Origin of the sequence: Pseudomonas sp. URMO17WK12:I7 (genome assembly GCF_003269045.1) — a bacterium.
GTDB classification, from domain to species: domain Bacteria; phylum Pseudomonadota; class Gammaproteobacteria; order Pseudomonadales; family Pseudomonadaceae; genus Aquipseudomonas; species Aquipseudomonas putida_J.
In genome coordinates, this window is record NZ_QLTL01000007.1 from 194486 (window position 1) to 216414 (window position 21929).

General features: G+C 56.4%; 19 protein-coding genes and 2 tRNA genes. 16 read left to right on the forward strand and 5 right to left on the reverse strand.

Annotation, left to right across the window (positions count from 1 at the left end):
• Positions 1–387: 387 nt before the first annotated feature.
• From H040_RS11800 to H040_RS11825, 6 genes are all read left to right on the forward strand, one after another.
• Positions 388–2625, forward strand: a complete 2238-nt coding sequence (locus tag H040_RS11800) for an AsmA family protein (RefSeq protein WP_027917572.1) — start codon at positions 388–390, stop codon at positions 2623–2625.
• Positions 2622–3689: an A/G-specific adenine glycosylase gene (mutY, locus tag H040_RS11805; RefSeq protein WP_027917573.1), complete on the forward strand. Its 1068-nt coding sequence runs from the start codon at positions 2622–2624 to the stop codon at positions 3687–3689. The genes H040_RS11800 and mutY overlap by 4 nt, the downstream gene beginning before the upstream one ends.
• Positions 3686–3958: an oxidative damage protection protein gene (locus tag H040_RS11810; RefSeq protein ID WP_027917574.1), complete on the forward strand. Its 273-nt coding sequence runs from the start codon at positions 3686–3688 to the stop codon at positions 3956–3958. The genes mutY and H040_RS11810 overlap by 4 nt, the downstream gene beginning before the upstream one ends.
• Positions 3959–4049: 91 nt before the next feature.
• Positions 4050–4125 (forward strand) — tRNA-Phe (locus H040_RS11815).
• A 190-nt stretch (positions 4126–4315) separates the two neighbouring features.
• Positions 4316–5305 (forward strand): polyphosphate kinase 2, encoded by a 990-nt coding sequence (gene ppk2, locus H040_RS11820; RefSeq protein ID WP_027917575.1) that lies wholly within the window; start codon positions 4316–4318, stop codon positions 5303–5305.
• A 101-nt stretch (positions 5306–5406) separates the two neighbouring features.
• A complete protein-coding gene (locus H040_RS11825) occupies positions 5407–5850 on the forward strand; it encodes a hypothetical protein (protein WP_027917576.1) in 444 nt (147 codons plus the stop codon).
• A gap of 180 nt (positions 5851–6030) precedes the next feature.
• Here the strand turns inward: H040_RS11825 and gabP are convergent, their stop codons facing one another.
• A complete protein-coding gene (gene gabP, locus H040_RS11830; RefSeq protein ID WP_027917577.1) occupies positions 6031–7416 on the reverse strand; it encodes a GABA permease in 1386 nt (461 codons plus the stop codon).
• Positions 7417–8048: 632 nt separating this feature from the next.
• Between gabP and H040_RS11835 the strand changes: the two genes are divergently transcribed.
• The 5 genes from H040_RS11835 (at position 8049) to H040_RS11860 (ending at position 12359) form a co-directional block, all read left to right on the forward strand.
• Positions 8049–8822 carry an ABC transporter ATP-binding protein gene (locus H040_RS11835; protein WP_027917578.1) on the forward strand — a complete coding sequence of 258 codons (774 nt, stop codon included), beginning with the start codon at positions 8049–8051 and terminating at the stop codon, positions 8820–8822.
• A gap of 11 nt (positions 8823–8833) precedes the next feature.
• Positions 8834–9583 (forward strand): ABC transporter substrate-binding protein, encoded by a 750-nt coding sequence (locus H040_RS11840; RefSeq protein WP_027917579.1) that lies wholly within the window; start codon positions 8834–8836, stop codon positions 9581–9583.
• Positions 9584–9636: 53 nt separating this feature from the next.
• Positions 9637–10329, forward strand: coding sequence for an ABC transporter permease (locus H040_RS11845; RefSeq protein WP_027917580.1), 693 nt, complete (start codon positions 9637–9639; stop codon positions 10327–10329).
• The gene (locus H040_RS11850) at positions 10329–11018 is read left to right on the forward strand and encodes an ABC transporter permease (RefSeq protein ID WP_027917581.1); all 690 of its coding nucleotides are present in this window, start codon (positions 10329–10331) and stop codon (positions 11016–11018) included. The genes H040_RS11845 and H040_RS11850 overlap by 1 nt, the downstream gene beginning before the upstream one ends.
• A 135-nt stretch (positions 11019–11153) precedes the next feature.
• Complete coding sequence (locus tag H040_RS11860) at positions 11154–12359, forward strand: methyltransferase (RefSeq protein ID WP_027917582.1); 1206 nt, start codon at positions 11154–11156, stop codon at positions 12357–12359.
• A 380-nt stretch (positions 12360–12739) separates the two neighbouring features.
• Here H040_RS11860 and H040_RS11865 read toward each other — a convergent pair whose 3' ends face one another.
• On the reverse strand, positions 12740–13012 hold the full coding sequence (locus H040_RS11865; protein ID WP_027917583.1) for a DUF3077 domain-containing protein: 273 nt from the start codon (positions 13010–13012) through the stop codon (positions 12740–12742).
• Positions 13005–13277, reverse strand: coding sequence for a hypothetical protein (locus H040_RS11870; RefSeq protein WP_027917584.1), 273 nt, complete (start codon positions 13275–13277; stop codon positions 13005–13007). Before H040_RS11870 ends, H040_RS11865 begins: the two co-directional genes overlap by 8 nt.
• 483 nt (positions 13278–13760) lie before the next feature.
• Between H040_RS11870 and H040_RS11875 the strand changes: the two genes are divergently transcribed.
• The 5 genes from H040_RS11875 to H040_RS11905 all read left to right on the forward strand — a co-directional run bounded on the left by H040_RS11875 (position 13761) and on the right by H040_RS11905 (position 17292).
• Complete coding sequence (locus tag H040_RS11875) at positions 13761–14009, forward strand: hypothetical protein (RefSeq protein WP_027917585.1); 249 nt, start codon at positions 13761–13763, stop codon at positions 14007–14009.
• Positions 14010–14106: 97 nt separating this feature from the next.
• A tRNA-Thr gene (locus H040_RS11880) sits at positions 14107–14182 on the forward strand.
• A 247-nt stretch (positions 14183–14429) separates the two neighbouring features.
• Positions 14430–14753, forward strand: coding sequence for a helix-turn-helix domain-containing protein (locus tag H040_RS11885; RefSeq protein ID WP_027917586.1), 324 nt, complete (start codon positions 14430–14432; stop codon positions 14751–14753).
• A 930-nt stretch (positions 14754–15683) separates the two neighbouring features.
• Positions 15684–16664, forward strand: coding sequence for an integrase domain-containing protein (locus H040_RS11895; RefSeq protein WP_027917587.1), 981 nt, complete (start codon positions 15684–15686; stop codon positions 16662–16664).
• A 268-nt stretch (positions 16665–16932) separates the two neighbouring features.
• Complete coding sequence (locus H040_RS11905) at positions 16933–17292, forward strand: hypothetical protein (protein ID WP_081784252.1); 360 nt, start codon at positions 16933–16935, stop codon at positions 17290–17292.
• Positions 17293–17408: 116 nt separating this feature from the next.
• Here the strand turns inward: H040_RS11905 and H040_RS11910 are convergent, their stop codons facing one another.
• Together H040_RS11910 and H040_RS11915 are read right to left on the reverse strand one after the other, a co-directional pair.
• A complete protein-coding gene (locus tag H040_RS11910) occupies positions 17409–19334 on the reverse strand; it encodes an ATP-dependent helicase (RefSeq protein ID WP_027917588.1) in 1926 nt (641 codons plus the stop codon).
• Entirely contained in the window at positions 19319–21457 is a 2139-nt protein-coding gene (locus H040_RS11915) for an ATP-dependent nuclease (protein WP_027917589.1), read from the reverse strand. The genes H040_RS11910 and H040_RS11915 overlap by 16 nt, the downstream gene beginning before the upstream one ends.
• Between the last annotated feature and the right edge of the window lie 472 nt (positions 21458–21929).

The following is a 21929-nucleotide window of genomic DNA, read 5'->3' on the forward strand; positions in this document are numbered from 1 at the left end:
GCGAACTGGCCTTTTCCCTGGGTAACGGCCCGCGACAATGGGTCGCGGTCGCTCCGCAAAGCGGCACAAGGGTACCAGTTCGCAGATGACATGAAAGCAATCTGATATCGTTATTTTCCGCGTGGCTGAATCGGTATTTCTATGCCGGCCTCTTCGCGGGCTCGCCCGCTCCCACAGGACTTCCACAGCTCTCGAGTGCGCTGCAGCACCTGTGGGAGCGGGCGTGCCGCGAAGAATCCAGCGCCGAAGGAACTGCCAAAACCACAACTGTCGAATCTCACAATCATTGGAAATGCCCTGCATCGCTAGTCGAATACGCAGGGCACACCCCTGCGGCGCTATACTCTGGCGTTCGGAATTCACACTACGGACTACAAGGACTCGCCCATGAAAGCGTTCGGCAAAATCCTGGGACTGGGGCTTCTCGGGTTGCTGCTGATCATTGTGGCGCTGGGCTTCGCCCTGACCCACCTCTTCGATCCCAACGACTACAAAGACGAGATCCGCCAACTGGCGCGCGACAAGGCCCACGTCGAGCTGACCCTCAACGGCGACATCGGCTGGAGCCTGTTCCCCTGGCTGGGCCTGGAGCTGCACGAAGCCAGCATCGCCACCCTGACCAAACCCAAAGAACCGTTCGCTGACCTGCAGATGCTCGGCCTCTCGGTACGCGTGCTGCCATTGCTGCGCCGTGAAGTGCAGATGAGCGATGTTCGCGTCGAAGGCCTCAACCTGACCTTGGCACGTGACGAAAACGGCCACGGCAACTGGGAGGACATCGGCAAGCCGCTACCGGCTGCAACCGAGGGCACCGCCACTGCGCCGACCCAGGCACCTGCCGAACAACCCGCCAAACCTGCCGAAAGCGGCGGCGAACGCGCCGTCAAACTGGACATAGACAGCCTCACCGTGAACAACGCCCGGGTGCAGTACACCGATGCCAAAAGCGGCCAGAGCTACAGCGCCGAAAGCATCCAGCTGAGCACCGGCCCGGTCCACGAAGGCACCAATATCGCCCTCAAGGCCAGCGCCTTCCTCAGCGCCAGCCAGCCAGCCATCAAGGCCCGTACCGAGCTGGCCGGCGAATTGCGTTTCGATCGCAAGCTCAAGCGCTACAACTTCGAAGACATGCGCCTGACCGGCGAAACGTCGGGCGAACCTACCGCTGGCAAGACCGTCACCTTCGGCGCCCAAGGCCAGTTGCTGGTCGACATGGGCGCCAACGTGGCCTCGTGGAACGGCCTCAAGGTGTCGGCCAACCAGCTGCGCGCCCTCGGCGAACTGAACCTGCGTGACCTCGACAAGGCACCGCAACTGAGCGGCGGCTTGTCCATCGCCCAGTTCAACCTGCGCACCTTCCTCGACGGCATCGGCCACCCGCTACCGGCCACCACCGACCCGGCGGCATTCGGCAAGCTGGAGCTGGTGACCCGGCTGCAAGGCACGCCAACCAGCCTGACACTGGCCGACCTGGCCGTGAAGCTGGACGAAAGCACCTTCACCGGCCGCGTGGCCGTCGAAGACTTCGCCAAGCAGGCCCTGCGCCTGCAGCTAAAAGGCGACAAGTTCGACGCTGACCGGTACATGCCGGCCAAGAGCGAAGAGGCCAAGGGTGCCACTGCCGCACGCCAGGCCGAGGTCCAACAGCAGGAAGCCACAGCCGTAGCCGCTGCTGGCAGCACACCGCTGCCCAACGCCCCGACCCAGTTGGCCTGGAGCGACGACAAGCTGTTGCCGGTCGACCGCCTGCGGGTACTCGACCTGCAGGCCGACCTGGCCTTCGGCTCGCTGACCCTGGACAAACTTCCGATCAGCGATGCGCAACTGCAGGCCACCGGCCAGGGCGGCCTGCTGACCTTGCAAACCCTGCGTGGCGGCCTCTACAACGGCACCTTTGAAGCCAAGGGTAACGTCGATGTGCGCCCTGCCGTGCCACAGATGGGTATCAACACCAAGATCAACCGGGTCCCGGTCGAGCACTTCATCAAGGCCGAAGGCAAGGAGCAGACGCCACCGGTCAAAGGCCTGCTGACCCTGACCAGTGATCTGACCGCCACCGGTAACAGCCAGAAGGCACTGGTCGACACCCTCAATGGCAGCGCAAACTTCACCATCAACGACGGCGTGCTGGTCAACGCCAACCTGGAACAGCAACTCTGCCAGGCCATCGCCACCCTCAACCGCAAGGCATTGAGTGGCGAGCCACGCGGCAAGGACACCCCGTTCGAAGAACTGCGCGGCAGCCTGGTGATTCGCAATGGCGTGGCCAGCAACCCGGACCTCAAGGCACGCATCCCGGGCCTGACCGTCAACGGCCATGGCGACCTCGACCTGCGCGTGCTGGGCATGGACTACAACGTCGGCGTGATCGTCGAAGGTGACCAGCGCGCAATGCCCGACCCGGCCTGCCAGGTCAACGAACGCTTCGTCGGTGTGGAAGTGCCGCTGCGCTGCCGTGGCCCGCTGGAGCTGGGCGCCAAGGCCTGCCGCCTGGACCAGGACGGCCTGGGCAAGGTCGCGGCCAAGCTGGCCGGCAACCGCCTGAAAGACAAGATCGATGAAAAACTCGGAGACAAAGTGAGCCCAGAACTCAAAGACGCACTCAAGGGGCTGTTCAAGCGATGACCCCCGCGCAGTTCTCCAGCGCCGTGCTGGATTGGTACGACCAGCACGGTCGCCACGACCTGCCCTGGCAACAGGGCATCAACCCCTACCGGGTATGGGTTTCGGAAATCATGCTGCAGCAGACCCAGGTCAGCACCGTACTCAACTACTTCGACCGCTTCATGCAGGCCTTGCCAACCGTGCAGGCCCTGGCTGAAGCGCCGGAGGACGAAGTGCTGCACCTGTGGACGGGCCTTGGCTACTACACCCGCGCACGCAACCTGCAGAAGGCGGCGAAGATCGTCGTCGAGCAGCATGGCGGCGAATTTCCGCGCAGCGTCGAACAGCTCACCGAGTTGCCCGGCATCGGCCGCTCCACCGCCGGCGCCATTGCCAGCATCAGCATGGGCATTCGCGCGCCGATTCTTGATGGCAACGTCAAGCGCGTGCTGGCTCGCTACACCGCCCAGGCCGGCTACCCCGGCGAACCCAAGGTGGCCAACCAGCTGTGGGCCACGGCCGAGCGCTTTACGCCGCAGCTGCGTGCCAACCACTACACCCAGGCAATGATGGACATGGGCGCTACGCTGTGCACGCGCAGCAAGCCCAGCTGCCTGATCTGCCCGTTGCAGCGCGGCTGCGAAGCGCACCTGCACGGCGAAGAAACCCGCTACCCAGAGCCCAAGCCACGCAAGGCGCTGCCCCAACGGCGCACGCTGATGCCGCTGCTGGCCAACCACGAAGGCGCCATCCTGCTTTATCGCCGCCCATCCAGCGGCCTGTGGGGCGGCCTGTGGAGCCTGCCGGAACTCGACGACATCGCCCAGCTCGATGACCTCGCCTACCAGCACGGCCTGCGCCTGGCTGGCAGCCGCGCGCTGGACGGCCTGACCCACACCTTCAGCCACTTCCAGCTGGCGATCGAGCCCTGGCTGGTACGCGTCAACCCGGTCGGCCAGCACGTGGTCGAGGCCGACTGGCTCTGGTATAACCTCGCCACCCCGCCGCGCCTGGGCCTCGCCGCCCCGGTCAAGAAGCTGCTCAAACGCGCGGCCGACGAACTGATTGCAGGAGAAGCCCGATGACCCGCACCGTGATGTGCCGCAAGTACAAAGAAGAACTCCCAGGCCTGGCGCGCCCGCCCTACCCTGGCGCCAAAGGCCAGGACATCTTCGACCACATCTCGGAGAAAGCCTGGGAAGACTGGAAGAAACACCAGACCATGCTGATCAACGAAAAGCGCCTGAACATGATGAACGGCGAGGACCGCAAGTTCCTCCAAGGCGAGATGGACAAGTTTTTCGCTGGCGAGGAATACGCCCAGGCGGAAGGCTACGTTCCACCCTCCGAATGACCCCACGAATCGTAAGCGACGGAATTAATTTAAAATTTTTTAAAAAAAGTCGTTGACGGGCCGTCAGAAAATCTATTTAATTCACCTCGTCGCCCAGATAGCTCAGTCGGTAGAGCAGAGGATTGAAAATCCTCGTGTCGGCGGTTCGACTCCGTCTCTGGGCACCACCTTCAAGCTTCTGGTGGTTGCAAAGTTACCCGAAGCGACAACAAGAAACCCGCCTAGTGCGGGTTTTTTGTTGCCTGGATTTTTGCTCCCCTCCCCATTCCCTCCGCCATTGACCGGCATCAACAAGCCCCCTTTCGCTCGAACTCAAAATTGCAGGTGGACATTCGGCCCAACCTCGCAAGGCCCCCCATGAGCGAAGAACCCACCCTCCTGCTTCCCGCCCCGGGCGAATCCTCGACCCGCGCCACCACCACACCCCGCACGCGCCGCCCTCGCCAACGCAAGCCTGAGCCCACCATCACCCAGGTCAGCCAGGCCCCGGCCGCGCTGGAAGTCGCCAGCGCCCCGAAGGGCAGCAATGAAGACAGCACCTCGGCGCGCCTGCCAGCCAGTTACCCGTACCGCACCCGCCTGCGCCGCCAGGATTATGAAAAGGCCAAGCACGCGCTGCAGATCGAGCTGCTGAAGGTGCAGAGCTGGGTGAAGGAAACCGGCCAGCGCGTGGTGATCCTGTTCGAGGGGCGAGATGCGGCGGGCAAGGGTGGCACCATCAAGCGCTTCATGGAGCACCTGAACCCGCGGGGTGCGCGCATCGTCGCGCTGGAAAAGCCTTCCGAGCAGGAGCTGGGGCAGTGGTACTTCCAGCGTTACATCCAGCACCTGCCCACGGCGGGTGAAATGGTCTTCTTCGATCGCTCCTGGTACAACCGCGCCGGGGTCGAAAAGGTGATGGAGTTCTGCTCGCCCTTGCAGTACCTCGAATTCATGCGCCAGACGCCAGACCTGGAGCGGATGCTGTGCAACAGCGGCATCCTGCTGTTCAAGTACTGGTTCTCAGTGAACCGCGAGGAGCAACTGCGCCGCTTCATCTCGCGCCGGGACGACCCACTCAAGCACTGGAAGCTGTCGCCTATCGATATCAAGTCACTGGACAAGTGGGAGGACTACACCGCAGCCAAGGAGGCGATGTTCTTCCATACCGATACTGCCGATGCACCATGGACAGTGATCAAGTCGGATGACAAGAAGCGCGCGCGGATCAACTGCATCCGGCATTTCCTGCATTCGCTCGATTACCCGGGCAAGGACCACCACGTGGCGCATGCACCGGATGAATTGCTGGTGGGCCGGGCATCGCGCGGGTTCGAGGAGGATGAACCGGCTGCGGTAGCCAGCTAGATTGCCGGGGCTGCTGTGCAGCCCCTTTCAGCAACACTTGGGTTTCCCGGGCAACTGCGCTTCAATACGCGCACTTTTTCAGCCACACCCCAGGATCAGCCATGGCCACTCCAACCAAGCAACAGAAACGCGCCAAGCGCGCCGCCAGCAAGGCCAAGCAGAACCGCATGGTGCGCAGCGGCCAGGCAGTCAAGGCCAGCGCCGGTGACAGTGCCAGCATCGAGCAGGTATTCAACAAGGCCATGGAGACAGACAGCTATAAAGAGCTGTTCGACAAGATGAAAGCCGCACAGGAAACCAGCCTGGTCGCGATGATCTCGGTATTCCTGGTCGACCCTCTGCTGGCCTTGGTACTCAAGGGCCACAAGGAAGAACACGCCACCGACTACATCGTGCTGGTGTTCAACGCCTACCGCACCTGGCTCGACGGTGCCGACGAAGACACCACCATGGCCTGGCTGGAGAGCGATGAGTTCCAGGAAGCCTACATCGCCGCTTCCGAGCTGGTGGCCAAGCAGCAACAGCAGCAGAAGCAATTTGGCTGAACGGGCCATATCGCCTGTTACGGCCCTTTCGCGGGTAAACCCGCTCCCACAGCTTAACCACAGGCCCGAGGGCGTCGCGGTCCCTGTAGGAGCGGGTTTACCCGCGAAAGGGCCCGCACAGGCAATAAAAAAGGCCGCGTCCTGCACAGGACGCGGCCTTCTCATTTCAAGCAGCGCGGATCAGTTGTCCAGCGCTACCCGCCCGGCAGCTTCACGCTTGCGGTGCACCAGCAAGCCCGCCGCCACCACGCCAATACTCAGCAGCGCAGTCGCGATGATCTCGGCACGGTGATCTTCACGCAGCGCCATCACTACCAGCACGGCGACGATGAAGGCGATGGTCGCCCAGGTCAGGCCCGGGAACAGCCACATCTTGAAGGCGATCTTCTCGCCACGTGCCTCACGCTGGCTGCGCATGCGCAGCTGCGAAATGGCAATCACCAGGTACACCAGCAACGCGATGGCGCCAGAGCTGGCCAGCAGGAATTCGAACACCTGGGCCGGGGCCACGTAGTTGGCGAACACGCAGAGGAACGCGGCAGCAGTCGACAGCAGCACAGCCACATGCGGAGTCGCCGCCCGGGTGGTGCGCTGTGCGATGGCCGGGGCGTCACCACGCTTGCTCAGCGAGAACAACATGCGCGAAGAGGTGTACAGCGCCGAGTTCAGGCAACTGGTCACGGCCACCAGGACGACGATGTCGACGATCAGCTTGGCGTTCGGCACGCCGATGCGGCTCAGCACGGTCTGGTAGGAACCCACTTCGGCCAGCGCCGGGTCGTTCCACGGCACCAGGGCCACCACCAGGAAGATCGACACCAGGTAGAACAGGCAGATACGCCAGATCACCGAGTTGGTGGCGCGGCTGATCTGCTTGCCCGGGTCTTTCGATTCGGCAGCGGCGATAGTGACGATTTCGGTCCCCATGAACGAGAACATGGTGGTCAGCATGGCCGCCAGCACGGCACCCAGGCCATTGGGCATGAAGCCCTGGGTGTCGAACAGGTGCGAAGCACCGCTCACCTGGCTGCTTGGCACGAAGCCGAACATGGCGATACAGCCGACGACAATGAAGCCGATGATCGCCAGCACCTTGAGCAGGGCGAACCAGAACTCGAATTCACCGTAGTTCTTGACGCTGCACAGGTTGGTCAGGGTCAGCGCCAGGGTGATCAGCAGGGAGAAGGCCCACAGGTCCACAGACGGGAACCAGGCGTGGAGGATGGCCGCAGCAGCATTGGCTTCCAGCGGGATGACGAGTACCCAGAACCACCAGTACAACCAACCAATGGTGAAACCGGCCCAGCGGCCAATGGCGCGGTCGGCATAGGTAGAGAACGAACCCGTGTCCGGCGAGGCGATCGCCATTTCACCGAGCATGCGCATCACCAGTACCACAAGGGTACCGGCGGCGGCGTAGGCCAGCAGCACGGCCGGGCCGGCAGCTGCGATGGCATGGCCGGACCCCACGAACAGACCGGCGCCGATAACGCCAGCAATGGACAGCATGGTGACATGCCGTTGTTTGAGCCCCTGAGCGAGGTCATTGGAATTGTTACCGCTCATTAAAACTACCTTTGTAAGGAGTGGACCACTCCGACTGCGGGAACAGAGCGCACCTGGGGTTGACCTAGGCATCGCTGCAATCGGCGGTTTCCTACTGGCAATAAGCTTGCCACCTGCTGAATGCATTCGTCAGATTGATCGCCCGACCTTTAAACGGCGCGGGTTGCAGGGCATTCGGCCAACCTTTGACCGAAAGGCCGCCAAATGCCCATGCCAAGTCCGGATTACGGAAATACCCACTTACAAACGCACCAAAGGTGCTCCCCGGTAACACCTATGCACCGACGCAAGGCACAAAAGTGCAACCCGAAGGCGCAACCCTTTATCCCCGGGACAACGGGCCGAAGTCGCACCCACAGCAGCGGGCCAGACCCGCGAATGGTCTAAAACAGCTTTCAAGTACCGGCCAAAACTGGCACCATCGCGCCTTTTTCCATCAAGGCCATGGCGCCGGGCGAGACCCTTTGCGGACATCTGCGCGACGTTGCACTGCAACGATGCGACAAACTGCCCCGGCAATGCCTTGAGCCCCCTGCGACCCTGTTGGCCGTCTATTGCCGCTATGCTAGCGTGGCGCTCGCCAGGAAGGCCGCCAACAGCTGGGAACGCACCCGAATACATGAGGACCGCACATGGCCCAGGCCACGCCCGCGCTGGAAATCCGCAACTTGCACAAACGCTACGGCGAGCAGGAAATTCTCAAGGGCATTTCGCTGACCGCTCGCGACGGTGACGTGATCTCCATCCTGGGGTCGTCCGGCTCCGGCAAGTCCACCCTGCTGCGCTGCATCAACCTGCTGGAAAACCCCCACCAGGGCGAGATCCTCGTTGCCGGCGAAAGCCTGAAGCTCAAGGCCGCCAAGAACGGCGACCTGATCGCTGCCGACAACCGCCAGATCAACCGCCTGCGCAGCGAGATCGGCTTCGTCTTCCAGAACTTCAACCTGTGGCCGCACATGTCGATCCTCGACAACATCATCGAGGCGCCACGCCGCGTGCTCGGCCAGAGCAAGGCCGAGGCCATCGAAGCCGCCGAAGCGCTGCTGAACAAGGTCGGCATCTACGACAAGCGCCACAGCTACCCCGCCCAGCTTTCCGGTGGCCAGCAACAGCGTGCTGCCATCGCCCGTACCCTGGCCATGAGGCCCAAGGTCATCCTGTTCGACGAGCCGACTTCGGCGCTCGATCCGGAAATGGTCCAGGAAGTGCTTAACGTTATCCGCGCACTGGCCGAAGAAGGCCGTACCATGCTGCTGGTGACGCACGAGATGAACTTTGCCCGCCAGGTGTCCAGTGAAGTGGTCTTCCTGCACCAGGGCCTGGTTGAAGAGCAAGGATCGCCGCAGCAGGTCTTCGAGAACCCGACCTCGGCGCGTTGCAAGCAATTCATGTCCAGCCACCGCTAACGGAGCAATACATGCACACTTACAAGAAGTTCCTCCTGGCAGCCGCTGCCACGCTGGTGATGTCGGCAAATGCCATGGCCGCGGAAAAACTGCGCATGGGTATCGAAGCCGCTTACCCACCGTTCAACAACAAGGATGCCAGCGGTAACGTCGTCGGCTTCGACAAGGACATCGGCGACGCCCTGTGCGCCAAGATGAAGGTCGAGTGCTCGGTGGTTACCTCCGACTGGGACGGCATCATCCCGGCCCTGAACGCCAAGAAGTTCGACTTCCTGGTGTCGTCGCTGTCGATTACCGACGAGCGCAAGCAGGCGGTCGATTTCACCGACCCGTACTACTCCAACAAGCTGCAGTTCATCGCGCCGAAGAACGTCGACTTCAAGACTGACGAAGCGTCGCTGAAAGGCAAGTCCATCGGTACACAGCGCGCAACCTTGGCCGGTACCTACCTTGAAGACAACTTCAAGGGCGTCGACGTCAAGCTGTACGACACCCAGGAAAACGCCTACCTGGACCTGATTGCCGGCCGCATCGACGGCATCCTTGCCGACAAGTACGTGCAGTACGAGTGGCTGAAGAGCAAGGACGGCTCGAACTTCGAGTTCAAGGGTGAGCCAGTGATGGACAGCGACAAGATCGGCATCGCCGTGCGCAAAGGAGACCCGCTGCGCGAGAAGCTGAACGCCGCCCTGGCGGAAATCAAGGCTGACGGTACGTACAAGAAGATCAACGACAAGTACTTCCCATTCAGCATCGAATGATCCGCTTGACCTGCGCGCCCTCGCGGCGCGCACGTCCCTAGAATGACCTGCCCATGAATATTGACCTGCACGGATTCGGTCCGGCCATGATGGCCGGCACCCTGATGACCGTAAAACTGGCGCTCTGCGCCCTGCTGCTGGGGCTGGTCCTGGGCCTGCTCGGCGCCCTGGCCAAGACTTCCTCGATCAAGCCGCTGCAATGGCTTGGCGGCTTCTACTCGACCCTGGTGCGCGGCGTGCCCGAACTGCTCTGGGTCCTGCTTATCTACTTTGGCACCGTCGGCCTGATGAACAGCCTCGGCGAAGCCCTGAACCTGCCAGGCCTTGAACTGAGCGCCTTTGCCGCGGGTGTCATCGCCCTGGGCCTGTGCTTCGGCGCCTATGCCACTGAAGTGTTCCGCGGTGCGATCCTGGCGATCCCCAAGGGCCACCGTGAGGCTGGCCTTGCGCTGGGCCTGTCCAAGGGCCGCATCCTGTCGCGGATCATCCTGCCGCAGATGTGGCGTATCGCCCTGCCGGGCCTTGGCAACCTGTTCATGATCCTGATGAAGGACACCGCGCTGGTGTCGGTAATCGGCCTGGAAGAAATCATGCGCCATGCGCAAATCGGCGTGACCGTGACCAAAGAGCCGTTCACCTTCTACATGGTCGCCGCCTGCATCTACCTGAGCCTGACCGTGGTCGCCATGACCGGCATGCACTTCATGGAAAAACGCGCCGCTCGCGGCTTTGCGAGGGCTGAATAATGAATTGGGAAGTCATCTTCAAGTGGCTACCGCGCCTGGCCGAGGGCGCGACCCTGACGCTGGAGCTGGTGGCCATTGCCGTGGTCGCCGGGTTGATCCTGGCCATCCCGCTGGGTATCGCCCGCTCTTCGCGCCACTGGTACGTGCGCGCCGTGCCGTTCAGCTACATCTTCTTCTTCCGTGGCACGCCGCTGCTGGTGCAGCTGTTCCTGGTCTACTACGGCCTGGCCCAGTTCGATGCCGTACGTTCCAGCTCGCTGTGGCCGTACCTGCGCGATCCGTTCTGGTGCACGGTGCTGACCATGACCCTGCACACCGCCGCCTACATCGCCGAAATCCTGCGCGGTGCGCTGCAGTCGATCCCCAAGGGCGAGATCGAAGCGGCGCGGGCGCTGGGCATGTCGCGGGGCAAGACGCTGTTCTACATCATGCTGCCGCGCGCCTCGCGCATCGGCCTGCCGGCCTACAGCAACGAAGTGATCCTGATGCTCAAGGCCAGTGCCCTGGCCAGTACCGTGACCCTGCTGGAACTGACCGGCATGGCCCGTACCATCATTGCCCGGACCTACCTGCCAGTGGAGATCTTCTTCGCTGCCGGGGTGTTCTACCTGGTGATCTCGTTCGTGCTGGTGCAAGGCTTCAAGCTGCTGGAGCGCTGGTTGCGCGTGGACGCCTGCCAGGGCCGCTGAACCCTACTGGCCCTTTCGCGGGTAAACCCGCTCCCACAGGTGTCACCACAGGCCTGAAGGCAGTGGAGCTCCTGTAGGAGCGGGTTTACCCGCGAAAGGGCCCTTGAAACCACCACACACCTCAAGCCCTGCCCCATGTCCACCTACCTCCACAGCCACGCGTTGCACGACCGCTTCCAGGCCCTGGACCAGTTCCTGACCGAGCACCAGCCGCTGTGGAAACCCAGGCCCTTCACCGCCCTGCGCCTGGACTGGGAAACCGAATACCCTGAACTCGCCGCCCACCTGCGCCAGTGCACCCTGGCCGATGCCGAAGCCGACATCAACCCGCAAGGCCTGCCCGCCCCGTTCCCGCAGCTGGCCGCGCAAGCCGAGCAACTGTCAGCCCTGGGCGAACTCCCCGACACCGGCCTGCCCAACGCCGGCCACCGCCTGGACGTCAACGTCCCGGGCCGCAAATGGCAACAGATCGAAGCCTTCAGCCGCCGCCTGGGCTTTCGCCAACACACTCGCCACTGGCTCGACTGGTGTTCTGGCAAGGGCCACCTTGGCCGCCGCCTGCTGCAACCCGGCCAGCAGCTGACCTGCCTGGAGTACAACCCCGAGCTGGTCGCCGCTGGCCAGGCCCTGAGCGATCACCACCACCTGCCCGCGACCCACGTCCACCAGGACGTCATGGCCACCAGCAGCGCCCAGTATCTGGACCACGATAAAAGCGTGGTCGCCCTGCACGCCTGCGGCGAACTGCACGTCCACCTGCTGCGCCAAGCCAGCCAGCAAGGCTGTCGGCACCTGGCCGTTGCCCCTTGCTGCTACAACCGCATCCCCGGCGAGCACTACCCGCCGTTATCCACAGCCGCGCGGCACTCGCCACTGCATCTGAGCCTGATCGACCTCGGCCTGCCATTGAATGAAGCCGTCACCGCCAGCGCCCGCGTGCGCCACCAGCGCGACTGCTCCATGGCCCGGCGCCTGGGCTTCGACCTGCTGCAGCGCGAGCAACGCCAATGCGATGAATACCTGTCCACCCCTTCGCTGCCGGTTGCCTGGCTGGGCAAGCCTTTCGAGCAGTATTGCCGTGAGCTGGCCGACCTGCGCAAGGTCGAGCTGAGTGGCAAACCGGACTGGGCCGCGTTGGAGGCCGCCGGCTGGCAGCGCCTGGCCCAAGTGCGCAACCTCGAGCGCCTGCGCAACCTGTTCCGCCGCCCGCTGGAGCTGTGGCTGGTACTCGACCGCGCCCTGTTCCTCGAAGAACAGGGCTACGACGTTCGCCTGGGTACTTTCTGCGATTATCCGCTCACGCCGCGCAACCTGCTGCTGCTGGCCGAGCGTGACCGTTAGCCGCAGCAAAAGCTGTGGATAAGTCTGTGAACAAGCTTTTGATGAATGGATGGAGCCAAGCGCTATTTCAAGCGCTCGGCTTATTCCGGTGCACACCTCAAGCCCAGTAAAAACAGGTGTTTGCGCAAAGACCGGCGGTATACGAGAGCGGCATGCCTTTCGCGCAAGGCGCCGATGCCTCTTGTGCATAAGCTCTCATTGTGCATGCCGCGAAAGGCTAATTTCCCAACCGCACACAGCCCTTTTATAGGAGCGGCCTTGTGTCGCGAAAGGACCGCAAAGTGGCCCCAAGATCTAGGCATCAACGCTGATACCTAGGCCCGCCTTGCAGCCCTTTCGCGACACAAGGCCGCTCCCACAAAGCGTTGCGCACCTGCGCATCAATGCACGTTGTTCTTGGCAATTTCGATATCGTTCATCAGCGCCTTGGCCAGCGCCAACAGATAATCCGCAGCACCCAACAGCTTATGGTCGTCCTCCATGTCCCCCTCGCGCACCAGGTGCTTGATATAGCCGAGCAGCACCGACACATGCTCGTAGGCATGGTCAATCGGGATACCCGGCTGTACGCATAACAGGTCCATTGTTGGGTTTCCGGCTTCCAGGAAGGTCTCCACGCCGGCCGTGACGATGGTTTTAACGGCATCACTCATGCGCCGGCCCCTCTTCATCGCTCATGCTCGCTACCGCGTGCTGGAACAGGATCAATGCTGATTCTGCCGCAAAGGCAGCATTGGCCAAGGTGTTCAAGCCAGGCTCGCCGGCGTGGACGCGGCAGTGTTCATCGATGGTTTCGGCTACGCCACGGATCAGCTCGGCGCCGTGGGTGAAGGCATCTTGGGGGGAAATGTCGCTGTGGACAGAGAAATATGGGGTTTGGATTAAGCAGCGGGGTGGATCAGGAACGATCTTTTTCATAATGGAAATCCCTATGTTCTGACAGGGATTGCCACTCTCATTCTTTCTCACGGAACAAAGGCGGCAACCGTACACGGGGTGAGAAACCGAGTGAACATAGGAAGCTCGGCCAGACCGAAATCTGCCCGCGCACGGTTGCCATAACGCAGCCACTACATTCAAATCGGGTTCTCACACCCGGTCACCAGCATTGGCGACCCGAGAACGTTAGCCCCGGGTCATTTCACCGCCAACAGTGAACGGTCGACTGCGCGCGTAGGATAATTCCCAAATCCCCCAATCCTGAAGCATTTGGCCTCAAGTTCAGAAATCCCTCACAAAATCACCACGGCCCCTGTGGGAGCGGGTTCACCCGCGAAGAGGCCGGACGGTGTATCATCCGCTCCCCAAATCATTAAAAAGCTACGTCGCACGCTGCCCGCCAGCCCTGCGACCGTCTGGCGTTGCGCCAGAACCGACAATGGACTAACGGACTAAACCATCGTGACCCAAGCCAAATCCTTTGCCCTGCTGACCTTCACCCTCACTCTGGGCGCCTGCAGCCACAGCCCTGCCCCGCACCCTGCCAGCAACCTGGACTGGAACACCCCCGGCATGCAGCTGGGTGGCGACAACGGCCTACCCCTGCGCGTCGAAAGCCCCTGCCGCAAGCGTGGCTGCGACAACGACAAGCTGTTTTTCAACCCTGGAAAAACCGAGCCGAGCGTCAACACCATCCACCGCGGCTGGTAGGAAAATTCTCCTTTCAGACCGGTAACTTAGGTATTTGCACGCAATCGCAAGGAAGTGGTTTACAGGCGCCAAACGATCGTTATAATGACGCCCCATTGCCGGTATAGCTCAGATGGTAGAGCAACTGACTTGTAATCAGTAGGTCCCGGGTTCGATTCCTGGTGCCGGCACCATACGCAGTATCAAAAAAGGCTCACCGAAAGGTGGGCCTTTTTTGTTTTCAGTGCGCCGCACTCCCAAGCTCAATTGCGAACCGGAGGGAGCCGCGCTTGCCGGCGATGGGCTGCGAAGCAGCCCCAGCAATCTTGACCGACACGCAGACCGCATTGTCGGATCTCCAAGAGAAACGCTTTGACTTGCCACCCAGGGACCGCTACGATTTTATCGTAAATTTTAGATAATCCTTGATGAGGCCAGCCCATGGCGCTTCAATTTCACGAAAGCCCCTTCCACGCCACCCATGATGCGGACACCGCCAGCAAGATGGCCTTGAAGATGGACCTGTCGATCTTCATCACGGACTGCATCAAGAAAATGGGTCTCAAGCAGCATGAAGCTGCGCTCAGGTTGAACGTAACCCAATCGCGCATCTCCGAGCTGGCTAATGGCAAGATCGAGAAGTTCACGCTCGACGCCATGATGGACATGCTCGACAAGCTCGGCTTTCGCACGAGCCTGACCTTGCCCTCGAACGATGCCGGCTCCGCCCCCCAGATTGTTATCTCTCAAGCGCCTGGCAGCTAGACCCTGTAAGCCGCCGCACCACCTCAAACTCGCAGTGAAGTTACCCACAGCACCGCATGAGGCTCCTCCGCACGGGTCCTTTCAAACGGGCTGCAAAGCCCCCCGCTTGAAAGGACCAATCCTAAGAAAAGTCTAATGGCACAACGTACGTCTGTGAAAAACCGCTGATGTCCACCGGGGATAGTTTTATCCACAGGCGCTAAATCCCTGAAATCGCTTTGCTTGACGAACATTGTCCACATACGTAGACCGGGAGTTGCAAGCGCTGTGGATGACAGCACCCCAGATGACCCGAACCTTAAAGGTCACGCCGCTCCTGCGGTGGCTCTCCCCAAGGGCGATTAGCATTCGGCAGCTCGCCCGGTCACTACCCATGTGATGGATGCTGTTACACATAAAGCGCTCGTGCGCCAGATGCTCCGTACCTCGCTGCCCTGCAGCAACCTATCCGCTTGGCCGAATACTGCGCCAACCTGTGCCCGTCTCTTTTCCTGAAAAGAGACGGGCACTTCTACCACTGCTGCAGCCCTGATCGCACATGGCTTTGCGGCATTCCCCCTCGTGACAATCGGCGTGACAAACGCCGATGTCACCAGCAACAGCGCTGTAGATGATGGTGCCGCCGACCAAGGAATGGACTGCACCTGACTGACAGTCAGGCATGCCCCGGTCATCGCATTGCTGCTTGCACCTGGCTCAGGATATCGCGGCACTGGTCTCGTCAGCCAATGCAGCCTCCACCCGCCCACCGGTAAAGGTGTTCAGGAGGCCAGATCATGAGATGCCCTTGCTCCCGGTCGTAAGGAGCCGCCAGTCCCGCGTAGAGGACATTCCCCACAGGTCGCAGGGGCCTTGATCCCTAATAACACTCAACATTCTTGGCGGGATGACGTGGGCGAGGAGCGGAGAACGGCAGATGAGGTGACCGACATGGCACCGGTGGGTATACGCGATGGTCGCAATTTCGGCTACGGCAGGCAATTGAGCTACGCAGGACCGCAGGCGCTGAAAGACATGTTCTGCGGTGGCCACTACGGCACGGTCAAGGCGCACAGTGATCGGTGGCAAGCATTCGTGAAGTGGTGCCGCTCCGAAAAAGGGCCAGGTATCAATGATGCGCGGCTGATTGATCGGAAAGTGTTGGCCGACTACGCGGCATATCTGCGCGACGTGGCTGGGCGCGGTGACCTCGCCGTCAGCACTGCACAAAATCGGCTATCCACCGTTAACAGGACCATGGCAGCGCTTCGCGGTGATCAGTGCGTGAAGTTACCAAGTCCGAGCAAGGCGTTAGGTATGCAGCGCACCGGGCTTCGCCAGTCGGTGCCGCAGGGCCAAGATCGTAAACAGGTTAAGCAGATCGTCGATACGCTTTGCCGCCATCATCAGCTACGGGCCGCCGCGATCATTCTGTTAGCACGAGCTACCTGTATGCGCTTGCGTGAGGCCATCTTGGCTGACCTGCCACGGTTAAGCCGTGAGGCTAGCAATCTAGGTAGGATTAACATTCAGGATGGCACCAAAGGCGGCCGCGCCTGCGCCTCGGCGCCCCGTTGGATTGCAGTGGATCACCATGTTCGAAGTGCACTTGAGTTTGCACGGCAGGTGTCGCCTGCGGGTAGCCGCAACTTGATCGCGCAGAATGAATGCTACCTTGATTTCCATCGACGAATCGTTCGCCCTGCGCGAGACATCCTGCAAACACACCACCTCAAAGGCTTCCACGAGCTAAGAGCTGCCTTTGCGTGTGAACGTTATGAGCAACTCACTGAGCATCCTGCCCCGATTAACGGTGGACACTGCTACCTAATCGACCGACGCCTAGATCAGGATGCTCGGATACAAATCAGTTATGAACTGGGGTATAACCGTGTCGTCGTAGTGGCCTCGTACATTGGTGGTCGAGCATGAGCACGGGATTCGACATGGATCTTTTCCTAGCGGGCGTCCTAACCGGATCGTATACCACGCGCCAACGCCATCTGCATCAGGCGAAGGCCATTCAAACAGCAATAGCTGAGCGCTGGCACCGAGACAATCCTTGGACATGGCAAAGAAAACATGTGATATGGTTTCTGCGTACGAAAATACAACATCGAGCCGCTTACACGCGCTACTTCTATAAGCTGACTGCTGAGCTCATTACTTTACGATTGAATAAAAAATGGAGATATGATTAGTGAAAGAAACAACACGAGTTAGAGTTGCCGCAGTTGTCGGAGCTGCCGCCAATAAGAAAAAAATTAGCTCTATCTACGATTACTCGGCTTCATGCCATAGGAGTATTTCAGCTAACATCGCCCATGGAAAAGTTGAAGGATACGACTACACAACATCTACCTTTTTTTCCGGAAATAGTAACAACTCGCTGGACTTTTATGACTACGGAAATTCAAAGCATGTAAACCTGAAAATTAATGGAGAAAAATTTGATGGCTATGACTACGACACGCAAAAGCATTTTTGTGGAACCGTAAATGGTAAAAGCATTTCCCTTTACGATTACGACACTGGAAAATATTATAACTACAGCATTTAGGCGCCAACAATCAATCAAAATTTTACCAAGTAGATATGTTCTCACAATCAGTAAGCATTGCCTGACGCGACCTGACATCCCCAGGTAGTATCAGGCACTACTTTTCATTTGGAAACTTAATCTAAGCTTCTAACATTTTCATTCCCAAACCAAACCTTCGCCTTCTCAATAACGGCATCAGATGGTGAATGATAAAATAAAGCTAAATTCGACTTTGCACGGGTACAGCATACATACAGAATCTTTCGCGTTCGGCTCACTACACTCTCTTTATCCGCACGATCAGTGAATAGATACTCAAAGTTATAGGAATTCCACCGACCATTATTGAGAACAACTAGAACATCAGGAAACTCCCGGCCTTTGGTTTTATGCTGAGTAGAGAACGGCGTAAACCCTTCAAGATATTCAAATAGCTTTTGAAATTGTACAAATGGGAGCGCGGCCACTTGGTTGTAGATATAGCGTTTTGACTCAACAAATGATTGAAGACGATCATCAACTCTAACAAGCCCCCCTGTATTTGCCTCATCGATAACTTGCTGTACCGTCTTGCCATCGACTTGAGATAAACTTACAACCTTCTCCTTCAATCTAACTTTATCATTTTTCGATGTAACGGCATGCTCAGTTATCCGGAGAAACTCGTTAAAGTTCCCTTCCAAATACAATTGGACATTTTTTTGTATTTTAAACAAATGCTTTATAAGGTCATCCCTGTTACCACCACCCCGTCCCAACTCACCTCTATCAGACTTTTGATCATCTATTAGTTGGTCTTTATCCACATATAGAGAAGCCAACTCACTATATTGATATCCCAGTGCTTCATTATATACGGCTTGATGCTCCGCAATATATGCCGCCATGCCGTCTGTGGGCTCAATGTCTTTTAGGGCTTTACCAACTTTCCCACACTTCAACTCGAGCAGGACTTCTCCAAATGTTTTTCCATCAGAGACGAAATCAGCATCACTCTTCTTAATATAATTTTTTACTCTACGGACATACTCTAAAATCTTGTCACCATCATAAATCCTCATCAACTCACTAAAGCCTGCTTTTGCAGCGATTAGGTTATGAGTAAGATTCAGCTCTTTCGCGCCTGATGGCTCAGAAAAGTTCCAGCCAAGAAATTTCTTTACGATATTAACATCATCATTCGAAGAGTATAGAAACTGTATACACCCGCTCTTTACATTTCCATCTTCGTCCATATTAGGAGCATTCAAATCTTTAGAGGGCACTTGGTGAAGTCCATCACTCCGAAGCTTGTTTGCCAAATCGATTACATTTTTTGGATTCCTCCTATTTTCTTCCTTCTTTATTTCCCTTACCTGCCCAACCCCCTCCCCTTTGTATGAATCTAAATCACCTATTCCCTCGTCATAAATTGCTTGCATTGCATCACCGAAAAACCCAACAACATTCGGATCGCCAACTCTAGTCAACTGAGTGAGAAGTATATCCACAACCTCAGCCTGAGTGTCTTGATACTCATCTACCAGTACATATGGATAGCAATCTTTCAGAATTCGACATAGTTTGTCATATCGCTTAAACATCTCATTAGCAAGCACAATAACTTCATCATGAGAAATAACCCCCTCCCTAAATTTTACGTACTCTTTATACCTAACCTCCCCCTCAATCTCAGCTAACTTTGTCGATTCACCATTAGCATCCAAAACTTTAAAAGCCGATATTTCATCATCATTGATCAGCGCTAACAGAACTTCTTTTAGCTCAACCTGAAAATGCTTGATTACTCCCCAAAGAAAGTCATGAATCGTAGAAACGTGTAGATTTGGATGACTAGCTCTACCCTCAATCTCCCGCACCGCCGCGTTCGTGTAGGTTATACACGCTACACGCGCTAAAGGCTTGAGGGTAACCAAATTCGTTATGACCTCTACCAATGAATATGTTTTTCCACTTCCAGCACCACCACTCAGTAAAAAACTCTTGCCCTCACTGATAGTATCTAGAATCTTTCTCGTCTCTTCACTAACCCCCACTAAGCTCTTCATTTGCGCAACCATTCCAAACCCTCCTGGATATAGTGAGGTGTTTTCCAATTGGAAAAGTCAGATTTCTTGTCAGGTATACTATTAAGCAAAATCTCAATCGCTAACGAAGGTTTTTTGCCAACTGCTTTCTCTGCAAATTCGAATGCATCGCACTCGCCTTTTACATACTTATTGAACCACTTAGGCGTTAGAGAGGGGAACTTCTCATGGTCAGTTCCAAGCAGTGCCTTGTTAATAGAAAAAAATGCATCCTCGAAGCTTCTTCCATGATAGCCGTCATCTTTAGTTTGATATGCTAGGAAAACACAGCCATCGACATCTACCTTCCACTCGTTTCCGACTTTAGATAAAGCCTTACCTTCAACACCAAGTGAAGTAAAGTAGCCCAAGTCCTCTCTAACCTTACCGTGATAAAATATTAACGATCCATTCGCTGTATGGTCTGCCGCAGGGTCATCTGGACGACATTTTATAGTCTCTATTTTTTGAGTACCTTTTTTATACAGCTGTGGAGTAATCCCATCCTTTTCAAAAAGCAGCTCTTTAATACCACTATCTATATCGGTCAAAATCAAAGCTTTAATGCCAATAAAATGAATAAATTTTTCAAAAATTTGAGCATGCGCCCCTACCTCAACAATTGAGATGTTCTGAGAAAGTAGCGGTATGGCACCAGCATCAGGAACCTCTTGATCAAATTTCCGCATCATTGCTGGCAAAAGAATTTTCTCAGTATCGCCCTCAACTAGTATTGCTTTATCGGCAAAAAATAGCTCAGCGCGATTTAACGTAAGATACTGCTTAAGAAACTTATAGTAGAGTTCAGCCTGGGCATTATCATCCGCATTATCAGACGAATACTCCGACTTGAGAGCTTTGAGATTTTTTGCATCCACACTGTTAGCAAGAGGCGACTTTCTTAAATACTTAATATCATCAAAATCACACTCCGCCACTATATGAGAAGAATGAGTGCTTATAATCGTTTGAAGATGGATCTCTACCCCATCCTCTCTCAGCCTACTTTCTTTTAATAAAGATTTAATATTTTTTATAAAAGTATATTGCATTTGAGGGTGCGTATGCGCTTCCGGCTCCTCAATAAAAAGCAAATTAATAGCGGCAGGATTTTCTTTGCTAGGCCGCCTAAAAGAACTCATCAACATTTCTATTTCAAAAATCATGCTGATTAAGTTCATATAGCCAAGACCATTAAAATGTTCTGGCAAATCATGCTTATCATGGGTATACATCACAGTCGTATTTCCATCCAGCAACTCTCGGTGCTGCAAGGTGGACGCAATTTTTATATGCGTCTCCGACAATCTAGACCCTCCAAATTTTGCTACTTTACTCAACAACCCAGAAAACATATCCTGATAGATTTCGCTTAGCTCTATATCCGTTGATCGCAATTGTTTCTTAAAACCCTCGACAGCCTCCTGCTGCTCTTGGTTCTCAGATGTCTTTTTGTATATAATTGCAGTTTGAGATGAGAGGGTTTTATCGTTATCTTTATTCGTAACACTCCGCTTCGCACCGATAGATCTGAATGATACAACGTCAGCCAGGCTGATATTTTCTTTAGTTAAGTCTGTGAACACTTTCGGATCACTATAGGAAAAGCTTTTTTTCCGGACTTGGTCAAAGTAAATATGCTGATTCTCTTTAAGAAACAAACTCGGATCGTTGTCATACTTGTCTTTTACAGCACTATAATCATTGCGCATCGACGTCAACTGGGAGTAAGTAATCAGATACTCAAAGCCAAGCACAATATGATTGTCATCCGGATCCAAGCTCATTATTAACTGACTTACCGCTGACAAATTATCGACATCATCGTACTCAATATACAACTTTAACGTTATACCTAAGGGTGAATAAGTACTTTCCGAACCTATCGGATCGACCCCTCCCACCAATTTATTCAAGGCTGCTTTTAGGTCAACATTAAAGTCGTCAAAAACTATTTTATGTCTCTCAGAAGAGTTTATAAATTTCTCTAAGGCAGATAGCAGCGAAGTTTTCCCGCTATTGTTTTTACCCAGCACCAGAGAAAGATTGCTCTCAAGATCAAGAGAAAAGCTCTTCAACAAACGAAAATTGCTGACTTCGATCCTTACTACTTTCATGTCCCAATCCTTGAATTAGAGTAATACTACACCGCATTTAAATATCAGGCGCATCTAACTCCTGGCATAAAACAACCAGTAATCGATCAACAAAAATTATATCTATCGGTGTGTATCGTGCTGATATTAATTGGCTTAATCGCTTAAGCGGATCCTCTGCATCCATGCAAACCAAACCTCCTGCTGCCCAGGGTCGTATGACCCATGGTACTGGCCACTTGCCAGACAGTAGCTAAAGCTTGGCGCGGCCGGCAAGTAGCTTCAACATGTGCAGCAGGTATCACACACTGTAAATACGGAGACTGTCGTGGATGTCAGGATAGATTTAGAGATAGAATTTTTTAATAATCGCTAAAATACCAATAAAAACATGTACTAGATAGCGATTCGACTCCTGGTGCCGCACCATACGCAGTAAAAAAAAGGCTCACCGAAAGGTGGGCCTTTTTTGTTTTCAGTACGCCGCACTCCC